At 70.4% G+C, this 21,188-nt stretch carries 21 protein-coding genes; 12 read left to right on the plus strand and 9 right to left on the minus strand.

Annotation, left to right across the window (positions count from 1 at the left end):
• Window positions 1–326: 326 nt before the first annotated feature.
• The gene (locus BN344_RS15050; RefSeq protein WP_051515984.1) at window positions 327–1,178 is read right to left on the minus strand and encodes a ZIP family transporter; all 852 of its coding nucleotides are present in this window, start codon (window positions 1,176–1,178) and stop codon (window positions 327–329) included.
• 248 nt (window positions 1,179–1,426) lie between these two features.
• Between BN344_RS15050 and BN344_RS15055 the strand changes: the two genes are divergently transcribed.
• The 5 genes from BN344_RS15055 to BN344_RS15075 all read left to right on the plus strand — a co-directional run bounded on the left by BN344_RS15055 (window position 1,427) and on the right by BN344_RS15075 (window position 6,921).
• Window positions 1,427–1,615, plus strand: coding sequence for a hypothetical protein (locus BN344_RS15055; RefSeq protein WP_040339421.1), 189 nt, complete (start codon window positions 1,427–1,429; stop codon window positions 1,613–1,615).
• A gap of 1,057 nt (window positions 1,616–2,672) precedes the next feature.
• A complete protein-coding gene (locus tag BN344_RS15060) occupies window positions 2,673–2,939 on the plus strand; it encodes a metal-sensitive transcriptional regulator (protein WP_224499415.1) in 267 nt (88 codons plus the stop codon).
• A 21-nt stretch (window positions 2,940–2,960) separates the two neighbouring features.
• The gene (locus BN344_RS15065) at window positions 2,961–3,266 is read left to right on the plus strand and encodes a rhodanese-like domain-containing protein (protein ID WP_040339423.1); all 306 of its coding nucleotides are present in this window, start codon (window positions 2,961–2,963) and stop codon (window positions 3,264–3,266) included.
• A gap of 59 nt (window positions 3,267–3,325) precedes the next feature.
• Window positions 3,326–4,705 carry an MBL fold metallo-hydrolase gene (locus BN344_RS15070; RefSeq protein ID WP_040339424.1) on the plus strand — a complete coding sequence of 460 codons (1,380 nt, stop codon included), beginning with the start codon at window positions 3,326–3,328 and terminating at the stop codon, window positions 4,703–4,705.
• A 56-nt stretch (window positions 4,706–4,761) separates the two neighbouring features.
• Window positions 4,762–6,921, plus strand: a complete 2,160-nt coding sequence (locus BN344_RS15075) for an MMPL family transporter (RefSeq protein WP_040339425.1) — start codon at window positions 4,762–4,764, stop codon at window positions 6,919–6,921.
• An 894-nt stretch (window positions 6,922–7,815) separates the two neighbouring features.
• Here BN344_RS15075 and BN344_RS15080 read toward each other — a convergent pair.
• The 3 genes from BN344_RS15080 to BN344_RS20790 are packed head-to-tail and all read right to left on the minus strand — an operon-like array spanning window position 7,816 to window position 9,365.
• The gene (locus BN344_RS15080) at window positions 7,816–8,667 is read right to left on the minus strand and encodes a cytochrome c oxidase assembly protein (RefSeq protein WP_166518253.1); all 852 of its coding nucleotides are present in this window, start codon (window positions 8,665–8,667) and stop codon (window positions 7,816–7,818) included.
• Window positions 8,664–9,146, minus strand: coding sequence for a DUF2243 domain-containing protein (locus BN344_RS15085; RefSeq protein WP_040339426.1), 483 nt, complete (start codon window positions 9,144–9,146; stop codon window positions 8,664–8,666). Before BN344_RS15085 ends, BN344_RS15080 begins: the two co-directional genes overlap by 4 nt.
• Before the next feature lie 15 nt (window positions 9,147–9,161).
• Complete coding sequence (locus BN344_RS20790; protein ID WP_231486911.1) at window positions 9,162–9,365, minus strand: hypothetical protein; 204 nt, start codon at window positions 9,363–9,365, stop codon at window positions 9,162–9,164.
• Window positions 9,366–10,393: 1,028 nt separating this feature from the next.
• Here BN344_RS20790 and BN344_RS15095 point away from each other — a divergent pair.
• Genes BN344_RS15095 through BN344_RS15105 form a run of 3 tightly spaced genes read left to right on the plus strand, consistent with a single transcriptional unit; the run spans window position 10,394 to window position 12,401 of the window.
• Window positions 10,394–11,146, plus strand: coding sequence for a GntR family transcriptional regulator (locus tag BN344_RS15095; RefSeq protein WP_051515985.1), 753 nt, complete (start codon window positions 10,394–10,396; stop codon window positions 11,144–11,146).
• 26 nt (window positions 11,147–11,172) lie between these two features.
• The gene (locus tag BN344_RS15100; protein ID WP_040339427.1) at window positions 11,173–11,526 is read left to right on the plus strand and encodes a rhodanese-like domain-containing protein; all 354 of its coding nucleotides are present in this window, start codon (window positions 11,173–11,175) and stop codon (window positions 11,524–11,526) included.
• Window positions 11,523–12,401, plus strand: a complete 879-nt coding sequence (locus BN344_RS15105; protein ID WP_040339428.1) for a sulfite exporter TauE/SafE family protein — start codon at window positions 11,523–11,525, stop codon at window positions 12,399–12,401. Before BN344_RS15100 ends, BN344_RS15105 begins: the two co-directional genes overlap by 4 nt.
• A 162-nt stretch (window positions 12,402–12,563) precedes the next feature.
• On the opposite strand, the gene BN344_RS15110 is transcribed toward BN344_RS15105, so the two are convergent.
• Complete coding sequence (locus BN344_RS15110; protein WP_040339429.1) at window positions 12,564–13,145, minus strand: TetR/AcrR family transcriptional regulator; 582 nt, start codon at window positions 13,143–13,145, stop codon at window positions 12,564–12,566.
• Between the two features lie 62 nt (window positions 13,146–13,207).
• On the opposite strand from BN344_RS15110, the gene BN344_RS15115 reads away from it, so the two are divergent.
• Complete coding sequence (locus BN344_RS15115; RefSeq protein ID WP_040339430.1) at window positions 13,208–14,392, plus strand: cytochrome P450; 1,185 nt, start codon at window positions 13,208–13,210, stop codon at window positions 14,390–14,392.
• Window positions 14,393–14,449: 57 nt separating this feature from the next.
• Here the strand turns inward: BN344_RS15115 and BN344_RS15120 are convergent, their stop codons facing one another.
• The 3 genes from BN344_RS15120 to BN344_RS15130 form a co-directional block, all read right to left on the minus strand.
• Window positions 14,450–15,640: an NAD(P)/FAD-dependent oxidoreductase gene (locus BN344_RS15120; protein WP_040339431.1), complete on the minus strand. Its 1,191-nt coding sequence runs from the start codon at window positions 15,638–15,640 to the stop codon at window positions 14,450–14,452.
• Window positions 15,641–15,930: 290 nt separating this feature from the next.
• Complete coding sequence (locus BN344_RS15125; protein ID WP_040339432.1) at window positions 15,931–16,122, minus strand: ferredoxin; 192 nt, start codon at window positions 16,120–16,122, stop codon at window positions 15,931–15,933.
• A 30-nt stretch (window positions 16,123–16,152) separates the two neighbouring features.
• The gene (locus BN344_RS15130; protein WP_040339959.1) at window positions 16,153–17,430 is read right to left on the minus strand and encodes a cytochrome P450; all 1,278 of its coding nucleotides are present in this window, start codon (window positions 17,428–17,430) and stop codon (window positions 16,153–16,155) included.
• Between the two features lie 27 nt (window positions 17,431–17,457).
• On the opposite strand from BN344_RS15130, the gene BN344_RS15135 reads away from it, so the two are divergent.
• The gene (locus BN344_RS15135) at window positions 17,458–18,240 is read left to right on the plus strand and encodes a TetR family transcriptional regulator (protein WP_081788666.1); all 783 of its coding nucleotides are present in this window, start codon (window positions 17,458–17,460) and stop codon (window positions 18,238–18,240) included.
• Between the two features lie 507 nt (window positions 18,241–18,747).
• On the opposite strand, the gene BN344_RS15140 is transcribed toward BN344_RS15135, so the two are convergent.
• Window positions 18,748–19,350 (minus strand): acyl-CoA-like ligand-binding transcription factor, encoded by a 603-nt coding sequence (locus BN344_RS15140; RefSeq protein WP_040339433.1) that lies wholly within the window; start codon window positions 19,348–19,350, stop codon window positions 18,748–18,750.
• Window positions 19,351–19,472: 122 nt separating this feature from the next.
• Here BN344_RS15140 and BN344_RS15145 point away from each other — a divergent pair, with 122 nt between their 5' ends.
• Window positions 19,473–20,309, plus strand: coding sequence for a mycofactocin-coupled SDR family oxidoreductase (locus BN344_RS15145; RefSeq protein WP_040339434.1), 837 nt, complete (start codon window positions 19,473–19,475; stop codon window positions 20,307–20,309).
• Window positions 20,309–21,145 carry a mycofactocin-coupled SDR family oxidoreductase gene (locus BN344_RS15150; protein WP_040339435.1) on the plus strand — a complete coding sequence of 279 codons (837 nt, stop codon included), beginning with the start codon at window positions 20,309–20,311 and terminating at the stop codon, window positions 21,143–21,145. Before BN344_RS15145 ends, BN344_RS15150 begins: the two co-directional genes overlap by 1 nt.
• The last annotated feature ends 43 nt before the right edge of the window (window positions 21,146–21,188 follow it).

A 21,188-nucleotide genomic window follows, 5' to 3' on the forward strand; every position in this document is an offset into this window, starting at 1 on the left:
GGGGGTCCGGTCCCCTGACGGCTTTCCATTCACTGGAGAACGTCTCCAGGCTTACAGCGGGCTGCGCAAGCCTCCTGGCACAGGGCTGGGAAGGCCCGGAGGACGGCCGGACCATTACCCCGGAGCTCCCGCGCGGCAGCCGAGGGCGCCTGCACCGTCGTGGCAGAGCATCGAGACGAGGTCTCAGCGACTGCAGGAAGACCGGGTTGGTCTTCGTAGCGCCCAGGGGTTGGCCGATCCGGCGGAACAACGTTTCCGCACGGGTTCGGCCACCTCATCGGGCGGTGGCCGTCGCTGGCGCCCGGCTTCCGAGGGGCCGTGACGGGTCACTCGCTCAGTGCGGTCACGAAAGTGAGCAGCGCCGCGTAGAGGGTGAGGCCGGTGAGGAACCAGCCGAAGCTGGACCTGCGGGTCGAGGGCAGCTCTTCCTTGAAGACGTTGAGCAGGATGGAGCCGCCCAGCAGAGCGGTGAGCAGCGCGACGACGAGGGTGCTGGACGGCGCGAACAGTGCCGCGACGGCCCAGCCGCCCAGGAGGGCAGCGGCCAGTGCCAGGCGTCCGCGGGCGGTGAACCGGGTCGGGTAGTGCTCCTCCAGGCCGCGGTCGGTGAGCACGAAGTGCAGGCCCATGGCGATGGTGAACAGGACTGCGAAGGCGATTCCGGTGCGGAGCCGGAGCGCCATCGTGTACGTGATCAGGGCGTTGTAGACCATGAACGAGGAGAGGTGGAGCAGGTACACGCCGCGGCTGGGCTCCGTCCCCGGATCGCGGTCGTCCTTCGTCGCCGTGCCGCCCTCCGGCGAGCCGGCGCCACCGCTGCTCCGTGAGACGGCGTGGACGGGCGCTGCGCGGTGCTGGCGATCGGCCAGTCGTTCCAGCCCGTAGAAGACGGTGAAGCCGAACAGCGCCACGAGGAAGATGCCGAGGTCCATCAGCGGTGTGGGCCGCACGACGTCGGACAGCGCCTCTCCGATGGCTTCGTTGCCCTCGGCGATCTCGGGCAGGAGGTGCAGGAACACGTAGGCCACGGCGAGCCCACCGGCGAAGGAGCCGGTGGCCCGTTCCGGGACGAGGGGGAGCTTGCGGATCCGCGGGGCTGCCAGGTGCAGCGCGGCGAGTGCCAGGGCGATCAGGAAGGCGCCGATCACGCTCTGCCCGGTGGTCAGCTCGACGTCCACAGCACATCCGTCCTGAGTCGCAGGTCGCGCGGCCGACGTCGCCGCCCACGCCCCCGGTGGAGCGCCACACGGACAACGGGTCCACCGGCAGGCGCCCCACTCATGCCCGGGCAACCGCCGACTACTCCCGCTCCAGCACGGACGGCCTCTGATCAGCGTGCCGGCATGCATGGCGGCGCACTGTGCGTGCTGCGGCTGATCCGTTCGTCCCGCCGAGTGCAGGGCCCGCTACCGGGTACCGGTCGCGGATGGCACTTGACGAGGACACTTTCCACCCCGGTCAGATGGTTCCCCGCAGCGGGATTTACCGCTGTTCGGAGGGACACGGCGACCATGCCTACGAGTCCACCGACGTCAAGGGGCACCGCTTCCCGCCGCTGCCGGACGGGTGCCGTGGAGAGGGCTGGCGGCTGGAGCGGGCGGCCGATCACCACTGAGGCCCAGCCAGCCGCCTCTCGTCGTCACGAGGCTGGGCCGACACCCCGCCGGCTCAGTGCCCACCCCTCAGTTGTCAGACCGGGTGGTGCGTGCTCCGCCGGGCGATGCACGCACGAGCCTCCACCCGTCGGCCGCTCAGTTCAGAGACGACTGCATGCGTACCCCGTCCCTCACAGCGGGGCCTGCCGGTCGCCAGTCGGGCGCACGGAGGGGCCTGGATGGCCTGAGAGGGTCATGCTTGGACATGGCCTAGCTGAGTAGCAGCACATCGGCGCACGACCGCCTCGCCGCGTCACTTGCGGGACCGGCGCATGGCCGGGATGAAGCGGGGGGTCGTCGCGGCGTATGACGGGTAATCCGGAAAGCGAGTGCTCATGAGGCGCTCCTCCCATCGTGCCTTGGCGGCCAGGAGCAGCGTGAGTGCGACCGCCGGAGCAACCCGACGACGGCCTGCGGTCAGGAGTCGACCGGCGCCCAAGAGGAGTAGGCCGCTGTAGATCGGATGCCGCACTCGCCCGAACATTCCATCGCGCCGAAGCTGCGCTTGCGTTGAAGGCAGCGGAGAGGGAGTGAGCGCCGGTCCCAAGCCGGCCGCGGCCACCCCTGCTATGACGAGTCCCGCCCCACTCATGACGCGACCGATCCACCGGAGGGTCCGTGGGTGGGGAGGCGGGCGGACGGGCCACGCGAGCCCAGTGAGCAGAATCGCTTGGGCGCTGACCGCCGCGACTGCCGTGCACGGTTGATGCCTTGAACGCTGGTCCATCGTCGACCCCTCCCCTCAGCCGCTCATCCCACCTCACGAGTCGGCGCGTGGCGAACCGGTCCCCCCAACGACGACCGGTCTCGAAACCGGTGCCGCGAAACATCCACCGGCTCGACAGGGAACCTCTCGAGACCCGGCTACCTGTTCGCCCTGAAGAGGGCTCGCGGTTCCGCCCACAGGCATACCCATGGACACGCACCGGTCAGCCCACGGCGAGGTTCGTATCGCGGAGGCGCTGAGCCGCCGCAAGGCCGGTTGCCGATACCCCCCGGGGTATGTACGGTAGTGCCGTGGACATCCCCCAGGGCGAACTCGCCGACGTCGTCAAGCGCCTTAAGCGCATCGAGGGCCAGATCGGCGGCATCGTCCGCATGATCGAGGACGGCCGGGACTGCTCCGCCGTCGTCACCCAGCTCGCCGCCGCCTCCAAGGCGCTGAACAAGGCTGGCTTCGCCGTCGTCTCCACCGGGATGCGCTTCTGCTCGACCAACGAGGACAGCGAGACCCGCGAGATCGACCTGCGCGAGCTCGAGCGCCTCTTCCTCTCCCTCGCCTGACCAATCTTTCTTGGAGTCACGATGACCCAGCAGATTCCCCAGCTCACTCCAGCTCAGGCCGCCGACCGCACCGAGGCGGTTCTGCTCGACGTGCGGGAGGCCGCCGAACTGGCCGAGGGCCGGATCGCCGGCAGCACCCACATCCCGCTGGGCCAGCTGCCCGCCCGCGTCTTCGAGCTCGACCGGGCCCGCCCAGTCATCACTGATTGCCGTAGCGGCGGGCGCAGCTCCCAGGCCGCGAAGTTCCTGGCAGGCCAGGGCTACGACGTCGCCAACCTCGACGGGGGCATGACGCAGTGGATCGCCGAGGGTCGCCCCACCGCCTGACGTCGTCTCCTATTTGCCACGCAGATACCCCTGCCCCGTACCGTACTGAGGAGCCTTCCGTGCAGATCGACATCATCGAGACCACCGGCCTCGGCGACCGCAGCTACCTGATCAGCGACGGCGGGATCGGCGTCGTGATCGACCCCCAGCGCGACATCGACCGCGTGCTGGCCCTGGCCGAGAAGCGGGCCGTCCGCATCGCGCTGGTCCTGGAGACCCACCTGCACAACGACTACCTGACCGGTGGCCTCGAGCTCTCCGGCCGCGTGGGCGCCGACTACGTCGTCCCGGCCGGTGACACCGTCGCCTACGACCGGGTGCCGGCCGCCGACGGGGACGACCTCGAGGCCGGCCCGATGCGGCTCCGCGTGCTGCACACTCCCGGACACACGCACCACCACGTCAGCTACGTGGTCGCGGACGCCGACGGTCAGGTTCAGGCCGTGTTCACCGGCGGTTCCATGCTGTACGGCGCCACCGGCCGCACCGACCTGGTCGGTCCGGAGCACACCGATGAGCTCACCCATGCCCAGTACCACTCGGTGCGCCGGCTCGTCGACGAGCTGCCCGCCGGCACTCCGGTCTTCCCCAGTCACGGCTTCGGCTCATTCTGTGCGGCCACCCCGACCAGCGGAGACTCCTCCACCGTCGGCGAGCAGGCCAAGGTCAACCCGGCCCTGACCCGGGACGAGCAGACCTTCGTCGACGAGCTGATCGCCGGCCTGACGGCGATCCCTGCTTGGTACAGCCACATGGGGCCGGGCAACGCCGCCGGCCCGGCGCCCGTGGACCTCTCCGCGCCGCGACACGTCGACCCCGCCGAGCTGGCCGGACGACTGGCCGCCGGCGAGTGGGTGATCGACCTGCGCACCCGCACCGCGTTCGCCGCCGGCCACCTGCCCGGGGCCCTGAACTTCGAGCTGGCCATCGCCAACTTCGTCACCTACGTCGGCTGGCTCATCCCATGGGGCGGACCGATCACCCTGATCGGCGAGACCGAGCAGCAGGTCGCCGAGGCCCGCCGCGAGCTCGTCCGCATCGGCATCGACCGGCTCGCGGGTGCTGCGATCGGCAGCCCCGAGGCCCTGTCCGCCGGCCGCGAGCTTGCCTCCTATCCGGTCAGCGACTTCTCCGGCTTGGCCGCGGCGCTGGGTTCTGACCCGGACCTGGTCGTCCTCGACGCGCGCCGCGACGACGAGCGCGCCGGAGGCGGCGTGCGCGGCTCCCGGCACATCCCGATCCACGACCTGCCCGGCCGCCTCGACGAGGTTCCCGACGGCGACGTGTGGGTGTACTGCGGCTCGGGCTACCGCGCCTCCATCGCCGCCTCCATGCTCGCTCGCGCAGGCCGCCGGCCCGTGCTGGTCAACGGCGGCTACGGCGATCCCGACGCCGGTGCGGCCGCCGTAGGTCTGCACGACGACTCCGCCGCTCGCTGACTCGGCGGCCGCCGCCGGCCGCCACCCACTCCCCTTCTGACGAAAGCGACTCATCCGTGACCACGACGGCGACCAGCCGCCAGCCCGACTCCGTATCCACGTCATTCCGCCCTGGCCCGCTCGGCCGGCTCGGGGTCTGGGTCACCGCCCACGCCAGGACGACGACCGTCGTCTGGCTGCTGCTCATCGTCGGCCTGGGCTTCTTCGCCCCCCGCGTCGAGGCCGCACTGTCCGGAGCCGGCTGGCAGGCCGACGGCTCCGAATCCGTCGCCGCCCGCGAACTCGCCGTCGACCACTTCGGCGGCAACGCCAGCTCGGCCATCCAGGTCGTCGTCCACAGCTCCGACGGCCCGGTGACCGAAGGCGCCGGGGCGGACGTCGTCGCCCGCGCCACCGAGCTCCTCGCCGGCGACGACCGCATCGGCGAGGTCCTCCAGCCGCAACCCGGCGCGACACTCAGCCCGGACGGCAGCACCGCCGTCCTGCTCGCCGGCGCCGGTGCCGACACGAACGAGATGGTCCGGGTCGCCGATGACCTCAAGGGACCTCTGGAGGCGATGTCCACCGGAGCGGTCGAGGTCAACCCGACCGGCGCCTCGCTGCTGTGGTCGGACTTCAACGAGGCCAACCTCGACGCGATGCTCAAGTCGGAGATGCTGTCTTGGCCGGTGACCCTGGGCATCCTGGTGCTCGCCTTCGGCGCGCTGGTCGCCGCCGGGCTGCCCCTGCTGCTCACGCTGGCCGGACTGGTCGCCTCCGCGGGCTCGCTGGTCCTGATCAACGAGCTCGTGCCGGTCTCCATCTGGGCCATGAACTTCGCGATGATGTTCGCCCTAGCCCTCGGGATCGACTACGCGCTCTTCCTCGTGGTCCGCTACCGCGCGGCACGGATGGGCGCGGGCGCACCACAGGTGCGCGCGATCGCCGAGACCATGGACACCGCCGGCAAGGCCGTCCTGCTCTCCGGCGCGACGGTGCTCGTCTCCTTGTCGGCGGTGATGCTGGTCCCCTCGCCGTCGTTCCGGTCGATGGCCGGCGGCATCATGCTCGCCGTCGTCTTCGTCCTGGCCGCCACCCTGACGCTGCTCCCCCTGGTCCTGTTCAAGCTGGACCTGAAGATCAACCGGATCGCGCTTCCCTGGGTCCGCGCCGGAGAGCACCGCTCCCCGCGCTTCGCCGCGTGGGGTGAGCGCCTGTGGAAGCGACCGATGGTCTACGGCATCGGCTCGCTGCTCGTCCTGCTCGCCCTCGCCGCCCCGATCATCGGACTGAAGACGGCGATGCCCTCGATCAAGGTGCTCCCGGAGGACGCCAGCGCCCGGATCGGCTACGACCAGGTGCAGGAGGCCTTCGGCGAGGGGGCGCCCGGGACCCTGCAGGTCGTCGTGGACACCGCTGACGCCCCGACCGCTGCCGCCGTCCTCGGGGATGACCCCGCCGTCGCGGGTGTGATGCCCCCCATGCCGGCGTCGGACGGCACCGATCTGGCGATGATCCAGGCCGTCCCCACCGTGGACCCCTCGGACCCCGAGCTGTCCACGCTGGTCGACCGGCTGCGCGCCGACCTCCCCGACTCCGCCCTGGTCGGCGGCGCGCCGGTGGAGAACCTCGACCTCAAGACGCAACTGGACGAGTCCACGCCCCTGGTCATCGGGGTCGTTCTCGTGCTGGGCTTCCTGCTCCTGCTGGTCGCACTGCAGGCGCCGTTGATCTCGCTGCTGGGCACCCTGGCCAGCCTGCTGTCCACCGCCGCCGCGTTCGGCGTCGCCCGCCTGGTCTTCCAGGAGGGCATCGGGGCTGGCTTCTTCGGCTTCGAGAGCCAGGGCTTCCTCGACGCCTGGGCCCCGGTGTTCTTCTTCGCGATGATCTTCGCCATCGCCATGGACTACACGGTCTTCCTCCTGGCCAGCGCCAAGGAGCACTACGAGCGGACCGGTGACCCGCGAGAGGCGATGATCGGCGCCCTTGCACACTCCGGCCGGGTCATCTTCGCTGCAGGCGCCGTCATGGTCGCGGTGTTCTTCACCTTCGCCCTGTCCGGCCCCTTGCCGCCCAAGGAGATGGGGATCATCCTCGGCGTCGCGGTCCTGCTCGACGCCTTCCTCGTCCGACTCGTGCTGCTGCCGGTGATGCTCCGGCTCACCGGCGCAGCCGCCTGGTGGAGCCCGGCATGGCTCACCCGGGTCCTGCCGAACATCCGCTTCGCCCACGACTGATCCGGTGGCCGACGGCCGCCCCACTCACCGACAACGAGGAGATCCACCATGTGCCGAGCAGCCACCTGCAAGACCTGCGGCAGGACCACCTGGGCCGGATGCGGCCAACACGTCGACCAGGTCATGGCCGGCATCCCCAGCGCCGAGCGCTGCCCGGGCCACCCTCGCCCCGAGCGGTCCGGCGGCTGGCTGAGCAGGTTGATCGGGCGCTGACTCCACCCGCCTCCGCGCTCACCCACCGGGCGCAGTGCAGGTCTGTCCCTGACGGGCTGGGCGGTCTCCGGACCGCCCAGCCCGTTCCGCATGTCCTGCCACTCGGGCGGTCCGGTGCCCACGCCCTCGAACCTCGTCCGCGCAGCCCCCTGCGGCACGCCCTCGCCGAGGCAACGAGATGGTCGGGAGGGAGTCGGCTGACTGGTACCCCCACCGTCAGACCTGGGCCGTTCGACAGGTATGCCCGGGACCGCTCCTGCCAGGCCTGTTGCACTCGTCGGCGCCTTCTGCCTATTCTCGATCTGTGTACTGGGGATTTGCACCGGGTCGGCCCGCGTTCTGCGTGTGCCTTCTCGCGGTGACCCCGCTTTCGGTCGACGACCGGCTCTGTCCGGGCGGCACGCACTCCCGCTGAGGAAGCCACCCAGCGGCCTACCGCGCCCGCCCGCACTGCCCTGAAGGATTCTCGTTGACCCAGATCGCCGCGCCCCTGCCCTCACCCGCGCCGCTGCAGCCCGGCCTCACCGCGGAGCCGGCCTTGACGACCACGCCGGTTGCGAACACCCCCGTTCCGGCCGGCGAGTCACGCTGGCGGCGCCTTGTCGCTGCCGTCGCCGACACGCATCGGGCAGCCGTCCCCTTCTGACGACACGCGCTCCGCCGCGGCGAGGAGCCGCAGACTCACACAGCAGCGGGGGTGCTGGGGGCCGAGGTCGCTTCGCGCGCCAGAGAGCGTCCGGTGCGCCGATACCAGGCGGCGAACAGGGCGACGAGCAGCAGCAGGTCAGCGACGTGGCCCCCGTAGTACATGACCTGGGCCGCAGCCTCCACCTCCGCAGCGTCGTGCCCTCCGCCCACCGGGAGCACAGGAGCACGGGAGTACAGCAGCTTGGCCAGGAAGGCATGCAGGCCGCCGGCGACGACGACGACGGCCAGGCGTACCGCCATGCCTGGTCGGCGCGGAGCGGGATCGGGGCCGGCCACCGCCCAGGCGAACAGGTACCCGGCCAGCAGGAAGTGCAGGTGCACCAAGTGGTGCACCACCTCCGAGCGCGCGCTGAGGGCGTACAACGGCGTCAGGTAGAGCAGGTACAGCCCGCCGACGCTCAGCACGGCGGCGGTGGCCACGTGGGACAGCGCGTGCAGCGCCCGGGATCGCAGCAGCACGGCCACCGGGCGCCGAGCGGACACGGGCAGCCCGGCGAGCAGCAGGGTCACCGGGGCGCCCAGCACCAGTGCGATCGGCGCGAACATCCCCAGCAACAGGTGCTGCGCCATGTGCCCGCCGGCCGTGCCGGCGTCGACCGCTGGAGACAGCGCGGCGCTGATCAGGCCGGTACCCAGCAGGAAGCTCGCCGTCCGTCCGCGGCTCCAACCGCGTCCGCTCCCCCGCAGCCGGACGACGCCGGCCAGGTAGCCGGCGGCGAGCACGGCGGCGACCAGCACTGGCAGGAGCCACGTGGCGGCGGCCGCGCCTGTCCCATGCGAGCCGCCGTGGGCGAGCACGGCGAGGGCTCCACTCGGCGTGCTCACCGCCGATCGGCCCCGGCCGGCCCCTCGTCCCGGGACCGCCACAGCATGATCGCGCCCACCGCCAGCAGCACCAGCGCAACGCCGTTCCAGGCCAGGTCGTACGGCAGCACATCAACCCCGTAGCGGATCTCGTGGAGGTCCAGGAGCTTGTGGTCGACGATCCCGTCGAACAGATGGAAGATGCCCAGGCCGAGCACGAAGCCGCCCCACGCCGAACGCCGCGCCAGCGTTCCGCGGCGGCGCAGGTCGGCGAACCAGAAGAATCCGGCGACCAGCAGCACGAGGTAGGCCGTCTGCAGCAATCCGTCCGACAGCAGGCTGATGTCAGGGGTGGACCGGTCGTAAAAGTGGTGCCAGCTCAGCACCTGGTGGAACACGATTTCATCGGCGGCGGCCATGATGGCGATGCCGAGCATGGTGCCGGTCCACACCGATCGGCGGCGGTCCGCCGCGACTTGTCGCGGGGCGGTGTCCGTCATACCCGTCCTCCTGCGTCAGTGGCTGGTCAGCCCACGCCGGGACTGCAGGGAGGGCTGGATCCACCGCTCCGCAATCAGCCCGGTCGTGACCGAGTAGATGGCCTTGTGCAGGATGTCGACGACGTGCTCGTTGCGGGGCCAGACCATCGGCGGGGCCCCCACCCCGGTGGTGTTCTCCAGCGTCTGGTCGGTCGACAGCCGCACGATGGTGTGCGCCACGTGCGCCTGCGGGCCACGGAGCCCGACCGCAGCCCACACACCGCGCAAGGCCCCAGCACGGCCCCGGTTCCGTAGTGCATCGCCCAGTTCCAGCCCGTCGGACGGTCGGCGTCGGTCGGATGGCGGCCGAGCAGGGTGAGCAGCGTCCGGGCGGGGATGTAGGAGTTCGGCCGGTGGGTGACGGCCTGTTCCAGCTTCTCAGCCGCCGTCATCACAGCCACCCCGACCAGGCCTGCGGCCGCGCCGCGGCCTGCTGCCGGAAGCAGAGCGCGGGCACGACTCGACTCGCTAGCAGTCACCATGGGGCTTCCTCCTGATCGGTCATCGGGGTCTTAGCCCCTCGGCGCGGATCTACACCATCGTCAGGGACGCCGTCCGCACACGAGCGTGTCCACCGCAGTACGGGAGTCGGTTGCCCGGTCATGCGCTCGAGGCGCGATGCTCCAGCTCGCGACCGCTCCGCGCAGCAGCTCGCGGTGGTGGAGCACTCGGGTTCTCGCGGGCCGCCGATGCCGCGGCCCAGGTTCTGCCCGGTCGTGCCCGAGGACCAGCAGGTGCCGGCCGGGCGGACGACGTCGGCCAGCGGGCGAGGACGTCGACCAGCTGGGGGCGCGGAAGGTGCAGGTCCAGCACCAGGTCGAACTCCGCGGAGCCCAGATCGGCGGTCAGCATTTCCTCGACCCGCCACGTGAAGCGGCCCCTGGCGGCGCGCTCTCCTGCTCCCGCGCGAGCCGACGGCCGAGAAGCCGATCGCATCGACGCCCCCATCCCGCACCGGCCAGCCACAGCACCACCACGTTCCGGCAGCGCGTCGATGGGAATCACCTCGACCTGCACCGTGACTCGACCTGCGGATTGCACCTGTCCGGACAATTGGTGTAGACATGACCGTACACGTTCCGATGTGACGCGCACCCCCACGTCGGAGCCGGATCAGGAGACTTCTCGGCGGCACGGCAGGGAGCTTCATGACGGTCGATTCGGCGTCAGGCAGAAACGGAGCGGGGCGCCTGACGCGCACGCCGGGAATGCCGCTGTGGCATCAACTGCTCACCGACCTGCGCGCTCGGCTGGACCGCGGGGACTTCGCCGGCAGCTTCCCCGGCGAACTGGACCTGGTCGAGCAGTACGGCGTGAGCCGGCACACCGTCCGCGAAGCGCTCCGCCACCTACGGGCCGAGGGCGTGCTGAAGGTCTCCCGCGGCCGACGCGCACGCGTGGCAACGCCCGACACGGTGATCGAACAGCCGACGGGGATCGTCTACTCGCTCTTCGCGTCCGTCGAGGACACCGGGCTCGAGCAGCTGTCCGAGGTCCGCGCCCTCGACATCCGGGCCGACGGCGTCATCGCGCCGCGGCTCGGCCTCGAGGAGTCCACCCCACTGCTGTACCTGGAACGACTCCGCCTGGCCGGCGGATCGCCGCTCGCGCTGGACCGTGTATGGCTGCCGGCCTCGGTGGGCGAACCTCTGCTCGGGGTCGACTTCCGCCACACCAGCCTCTACGACCAACTCCTGGCGACGACGGGCATCCCGGTCACCGCCGGCGAGGAGACGGTGCGCGCGATCATCCCCACCCCGGCCGAGCACCGGACACTGCACCTGCAGCCACCGTCGGCTGCGTTCGCCGTCGAGCGGGTCGGCATCAGTTCCGGCGTGCCCATCGAGTGGCGGCACACCGTGATCCGCGCCGACCGCTTTGCGCTCACCAGCGCGCTGACATCCGCCCACGGGACACCCGGCGGGCACGGAAGCCTGATGTTGACGCCTACGTACAGCTGACCTCCGCACCGGAAAGGACGCCGGACATGACAACTGCGAACCATCAGGACCGGCTCCCCGACGTCGACGCGCAGCGGGCCGAGGAGATGCTCGACCGCGGCGAGGCGCTACTCCTCGACGTCCGTGAGCCGCAGGAGTGGGCCGCAGGCCACGCCCCTCGAGCCCAGCACGTGCCGCTGGGCGAGCTGCGGCCCGAGTCCATCCCCGCCGGCCGGCCGGGCATCGCGGTCTGCCGGTCCGGCAACCGTTCGGAGACGGCCGCCGATCTGCTGGCCGCCTCCGGGGTGCCCGTGCACAACCTCGCCGGCGGGATGAAGGGGTGGGCCGAGGCCGGTCTGCCGGTGGTCACCGACAGCGGGCAGCCGGGCACGGTCGCGTGATCGCCGCCACGGCGATCGGGCTGGGCCTGCTGATCGGGCTCAGCCTCGGCGCCCTCGGCGGCGGAGGCTCCATCCTGGCCGTGCCCGCGCTCGTCTACGTCATCGGGCAGGATGCCCGCACGGCCACGACCAGCAGCCTGTTCATCGTCGGCATCGCCGCCGTCACCGGGGCCCTCGGGCACGTGCGCAGCGGGCGGGTGCGATGGGGCGTCGGCCTCGCCTTCGGGATCGTCGGCGTCGCCGCCAGCCTCGCCGGCACCGCGGCCAACCGCCTCGTCGACGCGGACGTACTGCTGCTCGTGTTCGCCGGGGTCATCCTCCTGGCCGCTGCCGGGATGCTGGCCCAGAGCCGCAGCTCCACGAACTCCCCTCCGGAACGGCGGCTCGTGCACTCCGGCGTCGGCGCCGTCGAGGCCGCGCCGCGCGCGGGGGCCGAGGCCGAGCCCGAGGCCGCATCATCCGTCACCGGGGGCAGGCACACGGGTCGGCGGTGGACCGGCGCACAGGCCGGAAAAATCGTTGCCACCGGCCTGCTGGTCGGCTTCATGACGGGCTTCTTCGGCGTCGGCGGCGGCTTCGTCGTCGTGCCGGCCCTGGTCCTCGCCCTGCGCATGCCCATGCAGCAGGCGGTCGCCACGTCGCTGATGATCATCGCCCTCAACTCGGCCAGCTCCCTGCTGGCGCGAACCGGGTCCGCAGACTTCGACTGGTCCGTGATCGTGCCCTTCACGTTGGCGGCGGTCGCCGGCTCGCTGGCCGGAAAGAAGGTCGCCGACCGCCTGTCGGGTACCACCCTCACCCAGGCCTTCGCCGTGCTCCTCATCGCTGTCGCCGTCTACACGGGTACCGACAGCATCCTCGGCCTGGCCGGCTGATCGACCTGTCAGCGGGTGAACCTTCCGGCGACACTTCGGCTGGGGACCGAGTCGGATGGGCTCGCTTCTGCTCCGCCGTCAATGTTCACCGTGGCAGGGCGACCGGACGACCTGACCTACGACCCGGCGATCCCCGGGAGAGGCGGTGGAGGCGGGTAGCAGTCAGTGGGCGCCGAGCCCGTCCAGCAGGACCGCGACGAGGGTGCCTGTGGCGTCGTCGACCCCGATTCTGCCGCCGGCAATGAGGTGCGACAGCCCAGTGACAGTCACAGCACCGAAGATCATCAGGGCGGCGGCGTCGGCGTCGGCGACCTGCGCAAGAGAGCCGTCAGTGGCGCCTTGGTGCAAGAGTTCGACCACGGGAGCGTGGTAGGCCGCCCGGATCGCGGCGGCCAGCGCAGGCACCCGACCGGCCCGGCCCAACTCTCCGGTCAGCGCGCGACAGACCGCCGGCTGCTCGGCCATCACCGCGAGTTGGGCACGAACGACGCCGACGAGCCTGTCGCGGGCGCTGCCCTCCCCCATCGCCGCGATGGCGACCTGATCCGCAATGTGACGGAGGACGTCCTGGAACAGGAACGCCAGGATCTCCTCCTTGCCACTGAAGTAGTAGTAGAGGGTCGCCTTCGGCACGCCCGTGGCGGCCGCGACATCCTCGATCTTCGTGCTCTCGACACCCCGGTCGGCGAACAGCTCGGCGGCCGCAGGCAGCCGGGCGGCGATCTGGACCGGTACCGCACGCATTGACACTCCTCCCGATGTGCTGTTTAGACTGCGAGTACAAACTCCCGACGCAAGGGGTCACCATGCCAGAGACGGACCTCCGGTACGACCCCTTCGACCCGGCCGTGCAGGACGACCCGTACCCGGTCTACGCGGACTTGCGCGCCACCCGCCCTGTCTACTGGTGCGCGCCACGGAACTGCTGGGTACTCAGTCGCTACGAGGACGTCAGCGCAGCCCTCCAGGACCCGACGACATTCTCTTCCGCTCGAGGCATCTTCCCGGCACAGGGCTTCGACCTGGCGGGCGCGTTCCTGCCGATGATGATCATGATGGACCCACCGCGGCACGACCTCCTGCGGCGTGTGGTCGCCAAGGCCTTCACGCCGCGCCGGATCGCCCTGCTCGAGACATCGGTACAGCAGATGGCTGCGGAGCTCACCGAGCGTCTGGTCACCGCCGGCGGTGGCGACGTGGTGCGCGAGTTGTCCGGCCCGCTGCCGGCGATGGTCATCGCCGACCTGCTCGGCGTGCCGCGTGAGGACCGGGACCAGTTCAAGGCCTGGTCGACGGCGCTGGTGACCACCGACATCTCCGCGCCCGATCCGATGAGGTCGAACCTCGACGCCGCGGCTGCGCTCTACGAGTACTTCCGCCAGTTCCTCGACGAGCGCCGGGCGCGGCCACGACCGGACCTCATGTCGGCGCTGGTGACTGCGGAGGTGGAGGGGCGACGGCTCTCCGAGGACGAGCTGCTCGGCTTCTGCCTCCTGCTGCTGGTGGCCGGGCACGAAACCACCACGAACCTCATCTCCAACACCATCGCCGTCCTGGCCGAGCGGCCCGAGGTCATCGACCGGCTCGCGCGCGACCGCAGTCTTCTTCCGTCGGCCGTGGGAGAGATGCTCCGCTACGACTCCCCCGTCCAGGGCCTGTCGCGCACTCTCACGCGAGACGTACTCCTGCACGACGTTCAGATGAGGTCCGGCGACACGGTCCTGCTGCTCTTCGGCTCCGCCAACCGGGACGGCAGCGCGTTCCCGGACGCCGACCACTTCCACATCGACCGGGTCGTCGACAGGCAGCTCGCGTTCGGCCGCGGCATCCACTTCTGCCTCGGCGCCGCGCTCGCCCAACTCGAGACCCGATTGGTGTTCGACGAGCTGCTCAGCCGGACCCATGCCTGGCGGCTCGGCACCGGCGCCGCGCCGGTCAGGTTGCGGTCAGGCCCCATCCGTGGCTACGGGTCGCTGACCATCAGCATCTGACTCTCCGAGGCCGGGACGCTGCGGTGCTCGGCGGCGCCTCGACCGACATCCTGCTGTTCATCGGCCGGCGAAGGCGAGAGCGTCCTGCCAGGCGGTTCGCCAGCCGATCATCGCCCGGTACTTCATGATCTTGCCCGGCATGTTGAGCCCCAAGGTGCCGACGAGCAGGTCGTCCTGGCGGTAGAGGGCGAGCCATCGAGCGTCGTCGAGGTCCCCGATCACCGTGACCTCGTCGGCGGCGGTGATACCGACCATCTGGAGCTTGTCGCGGTACCAGTCCGACCAGAAGTAGGGGACGGCGCTGTACGGGGTGGCCCGAGCGGGAGCCAGAGCGTTGCGGGCGGCAGCGGCGCCCTGCTCGGCGGCCGACGTCCAGTGCTCGAGGCGCATCGTCCGGCCGAAGAGTGCGTTGTGCCAGCGCGCGACGTCACCCGCGGCGTACACCTCGGGGCCGGCACGCAAGGTCTCGTCGCAGACGACGCCGTCCTCCACGTGCAGTCCTGAAGCGATGAGCCAGTCGGTGACGGGGTCGGCACCGATGCCGACGACGACGAGATCGGCGGGCAGGACCGAGCCGTCGGACAGCGCGACACCTTCCACTCGACCCTCGCCTTCGAGCCCGGTGACGGAGACACCGCACCGCAGCTTGGTGCCGTTGCGGGCGTGCAGGTCTGCGCAGGCGGCTGCCATCTGCTCGCCGACGGCACGAACGAGCGGCAGCGGGGCCGCCTCGAGGATGGTGACGTCGACGTCCCGCTTGCGGGCGGCTGAGGCGACCTCGGACCCGATGAAGCCACCACCGACGACGACCATGCGGCGTCCGGCGTCCAGTGCCCCCCGGATGCTGCGGGCGTCCTCGACCGTGCGCAGGGTGTGCACACCGTCGAGCTGCTCGCCGGGCAGCTGCCGGGCCCGCGCACCCGTTGCGATGACCAGCCGCTCGTAACACAGCCGCTCCTCACCGCCCAGGACGATTTCCCGGGCATCGGTGTCGAGCGCGGTCGCGGGCACGCCGAGGCGCAGCTCGACGTCCAGGGCTCGCAGCTCGTCGTCGGTGCGGTGGTGCGGCATCGCCGGGTCGTCGCCCGGGTCGAGGAATGCCTTGGACAGCGGTGGCCGGTCGTAGGGCAGGTGCTCCTCCGCCCCGACGAGCAGCAGCCGACCCGAGTATCCGGCCTTGCGGGCCGACTCGACCGCACGCAGTCCCGCAAGCGAGGCGCCGACGACGACGAAAGGTGCTTCGGGCATGACTCTCCAGAGAACGGTCAGCGCTGGTGCGCCGAGACCACAGCGCGCAGCAGCGGTCGGCGGTCACACGAGCCGGGAGCAGTGGAAGGCGCGACGGGCTGGTCGGCCGCGCCCAGCGGTGGGCTGGAGCCCGCTCTCCCTTCAAGCCAGAGGGAGGCGGGATCAACCTGTGCGGTGATGGTCAGCGAGGCGTCGAGACCGAAGACGGCCGAGATCGCCCAGCCGCCGGCGACGTGCAGGCCCGGGTTTCCGAAGACGCGGGACGTCGTGCTCCCGGCGATGGACCAACCTCACTCCTCGATGCTCAGCGCGCTGGTGGGACAGGCCGCGACGGCCTCCTCCATCAGCGCCCGCTGGTCCCCCGAGGGTGTGGGATTCAGCAGCTCGAGTGCGCCGTCGTCACGGACCTCGAAGAAGTCGGGGGCGACCGACTCGCACATCCCCAACGACGAGCACTTGTTCTCGTCCAGCACGATCCTCACGCGAGTGTCCTTTCCGATCGGGTGGGTCGGTCAGCGCTCTGGGGTGAAGCGCACGGGCAGGTGGTTGACGCCGTGGAAGAAGGTGCTGACCGTGTAGGAGGGCTCGCCGGCCACCTCGATGTCGGGCAGCCGGGTCAGCAGCTCCCGGTAGATGGCCGCCAGCTGCTGGCGGGCCAGCTGGTTGCCCAGGCAGTGGTGGATGCCGCCGCCGCCGAAGCTCACGTGCGGGTTCGGGTTCCGGGAGAGGTCGAAGCGCTCGGGCGCGTCGAACACCTCGGTGTCCCAGTTGGCCGAGGCGTAGAACATGACGACCTTGTCGCCCTGGGTGATCTGTTGCCCGTTCAGCTCGCAGTCGCGGGAGGCGGTGCGCCGGAAGGTCATGATCGGTGTGGCCCAGCGGACCATCTCCTCGACCGCCCCCTTGAGGCGGCCGTCGAGGTCCTCCATCAGCCAGGCCTTCTGCTGGGGGAAGTCGGTCAGGGCCTTCATGGCATGGCTGGTGCTCTGCCGGGTCGTGTCGTTGCCGGCAATGGTGAGCAGCCCGAAGAAGGACATGATCTCCTCGTCGGTCAGCCGCTCGCCGTCGACCTCCGCCTGCACGAGGTTGCTGAGCAGGTCGTCGCCCGGGTTGCGCCGGCGCTCGGCGATGTACCGTCCGGACAGCTCACTGAGGTGGAGCATGGCCTCGAACAGGCGGCCGAGGGGTTCCTGGTCACCCATCAGCTCCGGGTCGTTCCAGCCCCCGGCGAACTGCGACTCGTAGGCCATCCTCGCCCGGTCGGCCTCGTCGATGCCCATCATGTCGCAGATGTTGTGCATCGGGACGAGAGCCGCCACTTCGGGGACGAAGTCGACCTCGCCCCGGGTGGCGATGTCGTCCACGATGCGCCGTGCGTTGGCCTGGATCTGGTCATCGATGCGACGGATCTGCTTCGGGGTGAACGCCGAGCTCAGCAATCGCCGGATCTTGGTGTGCCGTGGCGGGTCCATCGCGATGAAGCCCTGCCCCGCGTCGAGCAACTCCTGCGGCATCGACTCCATCACGATGCCCTCGCCGGAGATGAAGTCCTCGTGCCGCTTGGTGACCTCGACCAGGTCGGCATGGCGCACGACGGCCCAGAACCCCTGGTCGTTCGGGTCCTTCATCAGCATGTCCTCGACCGGCTGGTGCCATGTCACCGGACGCTCGGCGCGCAGCACGGCGTAGGTCTTCTCCCGCTCGGCGGCCGTCTGCGACCAAAACGCTCGGGACGAAAGGTCCGCCTGGTCATAGGGGCGGGTGTCGCGTGGCTGGGCAACAGCGGTCATCACGGCTCCAAGGTCTGCTCCATACGGATGACGCTTAGGTTGACACACGGCACGGTTTTGTCAAGTCTTGGACTCGATCACCGAATCTGTCACGGCTGGCCTCGCGAGCGGGGATTTCGGGCAGTGCGCCGTGACAGACTGTCGGCACTTGTCAAAGACTCAACAAGGACGAGGGGACGGAGACGGCCAGTGGCGGCAGAGCCTCTTCGTCTGACCTTCCGCCAGCACGTGCGCGACCGCGCACTGGACGCAGTGCGGGCCCTGACCGTGGAGAAGGGCTGGTCCGGCGTGCGCATGGGGGACGTCGCCGCGCTGACAGGGGTATCGCGCCCGACGCTGTACAAGGAGTTCGGCGACAAGCAGGGACTCGGCGAAGCGCTGATCATGCAGGAGACCGAGAGGTTCCTCGTCGGCATCTCCCGCACCCTCGACGCGCACCCTCAGGACGCCGCGGGGGGAATCTCCGCAGCAATCGAGTACGTGCTCGGCGAGGCCGACGCCAGCCCCTTGCTGTGCGCCATCCTCACCTCGGCACGTGACGCCGACAACGACCTGCTGCCCATGCTCACGACGCGTTCTGCGCCGGTGCTCGACGCCGCCACCCGAACCCTGATCAGCTGGTTCACGCAGCACTTCCCGCAGCTCGACCCACGAGACCTGGCCGACGGCGTGGACGCACTGGTCCGACTGGCCGTCAGCCATCTGGTACTCCCCGTCGATGACCGCACGACCACCGCGCACCGGCTGACTCGGATCGCCCTGCGCACCCTGCAACTCGACCAGGTCGTAGGGGACTCCCCCCGGCGATGAACCCGGGCGGCTTCAGCTGGCGCAGCCGTCCACGAGAGGCGATACGGCGGGCCGCTCGTGACGACGGGGCCCGACCGCCCTGCTTCATCGGGACGGACTCGACCACGCCTCCGCTCCGCCACGACCGTGGTGCTGATCGTGCGTGTCCGATCCCGCCACTCACGCCAGCGCGGGGTCGCAGGAGGGCCGCCCTGCCGTAGCACCGCTACCTAGGTGCTGTACGAATCGTTCGAGGTCGCGGGCAGGGCACGACCTCGCCGCGAGGACGAGCGCCGTCCCCCGCCCATCTCATAGCTCACGCCGGCGACCCGCCGGCGGACAGGCGTTCGCTCGTGCGTCGGCAAGCGCGAGTGCCCTTGCGCAGGTCACGGCCCTCAGCTCTGGGGCCATTGCCATGGTCCGGGACGCTGCGGCCCTGACCGGGCATTCCGACCGGCCCGGCGCTCGCGCGAGTCGGCCTCACGGCCGTGAGGCAGCTGTGGAAGGTGTGGAGGAAGCCGAGCTGAGTCAGGGTGCGGGCGGCTCGGGTGGGAGCAGGAGGTCCAACATCCGGACGAGCGCGTCATCCAGTCCGCTGGCCGGATGGGTGATCCAGTACTCGTGCGCGGCCAGGGTGCCCGCCAGCACCGCGTGCCCGACGACCACCGGGAACACGTCGTCGTCGGGTCGTCTGCCTCGCGCGAACTCGGCGGCCGCCTTTCGCCACTGCGCGTAGATCCGCGTCGCATGGGCCTGCAGGACAGGTACTTCCAGCACCAGCTGCGCCCGCTGCCACGCCCACTCCCGCTCCCCGGGCGGAAAGCGCAGGGCCGCCACCACCGCTCGGACGATGACGAGGCGGTAGGACTCATGCGGGTCCGCCGCCGACAACGCCTGCTGCAGCCGGACCAGCTCTGTCGGCGAGTCAGCGAAGCAGACGTCGGCCTTGACCGAGAAGTAGCGGAAGAAGGTGCGCCGACTGATACCGGCCGCCGTCGCGATGTCCTCCACGCTGGTCTCGTCGAACCCGTGGGCGACGAACAGCCGCTGCGCCACGGCCGCCAGCTCGTGGGCGCTCGTGATCGCCGGCCTGCCGCCGCGGTCGCCAGTCGCGACCCGCCCCTGCTCCATCCCCTCAGCAACCTCCCCTCCGGATCCAGGCATCGAGCGCCCTTCCATTTCTGACACACGGTGCCATAACCTGAGACGCAGGTCACAGTCGGCAATCGGCCGGCGCACGAAGGGAGATCGCCGTGGGACGAGTCGAAGGCAAGGTCGCCTTCATCACCGGGGCGGCTCGCGGCCAGGGCCGCAGCCACGCGGTGCGGCTGGCGCAGGAGGGCGCGGACATCATCGCCGTCGACCTGCTGGGGACGGTCGGGACGGTGGGGTACCCGCTGGCGACGCAGGAGGACCTGGACGAGACGGTCCGCCAGGTGGAGGCGCTGGACCGACGGATCATCGCCAGCAAGGCCGATGTCCGGGACAGCGCCGCGCTGAAGGCCGCGGTGGACGACGGTGTCGCCCAGCTCGGCCGGCTGGACATCGTGCTGGCCAATGCCGGGATCGCCAGTTTCGCACCGGTCGACGAGATGACCGACGAGATGTGGGACGACATGATCGACGTCAACCTCACCGGGGTCTTCAAGACGGTGCGAGCCGCTCTTCCCCACCTGAAGGCCGGGGGGAACGGCGGGGCCATCGTTCTGACCAGTTCGACCGCCGGGATCAAGGGTCTGGCCAACCTGGCGCACTACGTCGCGGCCAAGCACGGCGTCGTCGGACTGGTGAAGACACTGGCCAACGAACTGGCGCCGCACATGATCCGGGTGAACTCGGTGCACCCCACCGCGGTGGACACCACGATGATCCACAACGAGCAGACCTACACCCTCTTCCGGCCGGACAAGTCGCCGTCGGACGTCACCCGGGACGACGTCGGCGAGGCGTTCCAGAGCCTCAACGCACTCCCGATCGAGTGGGTGGAGCCGGTCGACATCAGCAACGCGATCCTGTGGCTGGTCAGCGACGAGGCCCGGTACGTCACCGGCGTCCAGCTGCCGGTCGACGCCGGGTCGGTGATCAAGTGATGGCCGGACGCGTCGAGGGCAAGGTCGCATTCATCACCGGCGCCGCCCGGAGCCAGGGCCGCAGCCACGCGCTGCGGCTGGCCCAGGAGGGCGCAGACATCATCGCCGTCGACATCGCCGGGCCGGTGCCGTCCATCCAGATGTACCCGCCGGCCACCGAGGACGACCTGGCCGAGACAGTGCGGCAGGTCGAGGCGCTGGACCGGCGGATCGTCGCCACCAAGGCCGACGTGCGCGACAGCGGGGCGCTCAAGGCCGCGGTGGACGAGGGGGTCGCCCAGCTGGGACGGCTGGACATCGTGCTGGCGAACGCCGGCGTCTTCGAGATCCAGCCGGCCCTCGAGGTCTCCGACGACGCCTGGCGGGAGATGATCGACATCAACCTGACCGGGGTGTGGAACACGTGCAAGGTCGCGCTCCCGCACCTCATCGAAGGCGGCCGGGGCGGGGCGATGGTCCTCACCAGCTCGACGGCCGGGCTCAAGGGGACGCCGAACACGATCCACTACACCGCGGCCAAGCACGGCGTCGTGGGGATCATGCGGACGCTGGCGAACGAGTTCGCCCAGCACTCGATCCGGGTCAACAGCGTTCACCCGACGGGGGTCGACACGGTGATGATCCAGAACGAGAAGACCTGGGGACTGTTCGCGCCCGACGATCCGGCACCCAGCCGGGAGAAGGCCGAGCCGATCTTCCAGTCCACCAATGCGCTGCCCGTCCCGTGGGTGGAGCCTGTCGACATCTCCAACGCCATCCTGTTCCTCGTCTCCGACGAGGCGCGATACATCACCGGGGTGACCCTCCCGGTGGACGCCGGGTACACCGTCAAGTAGCGCCCGCCGCCTTTCTCCGAGGAGCTCGTCCTGACCGAGCACA

This window comes from Candidatus Blastococcus massiliensis AP3 (genome assembly GCF_000582785.1).
Lineage (GTDB): Bacteria > Actinomycetota > Actinomycetes > Mycobacteriales > Geodermatophilaceae > Blastococcus > Blastococcus massiliensis.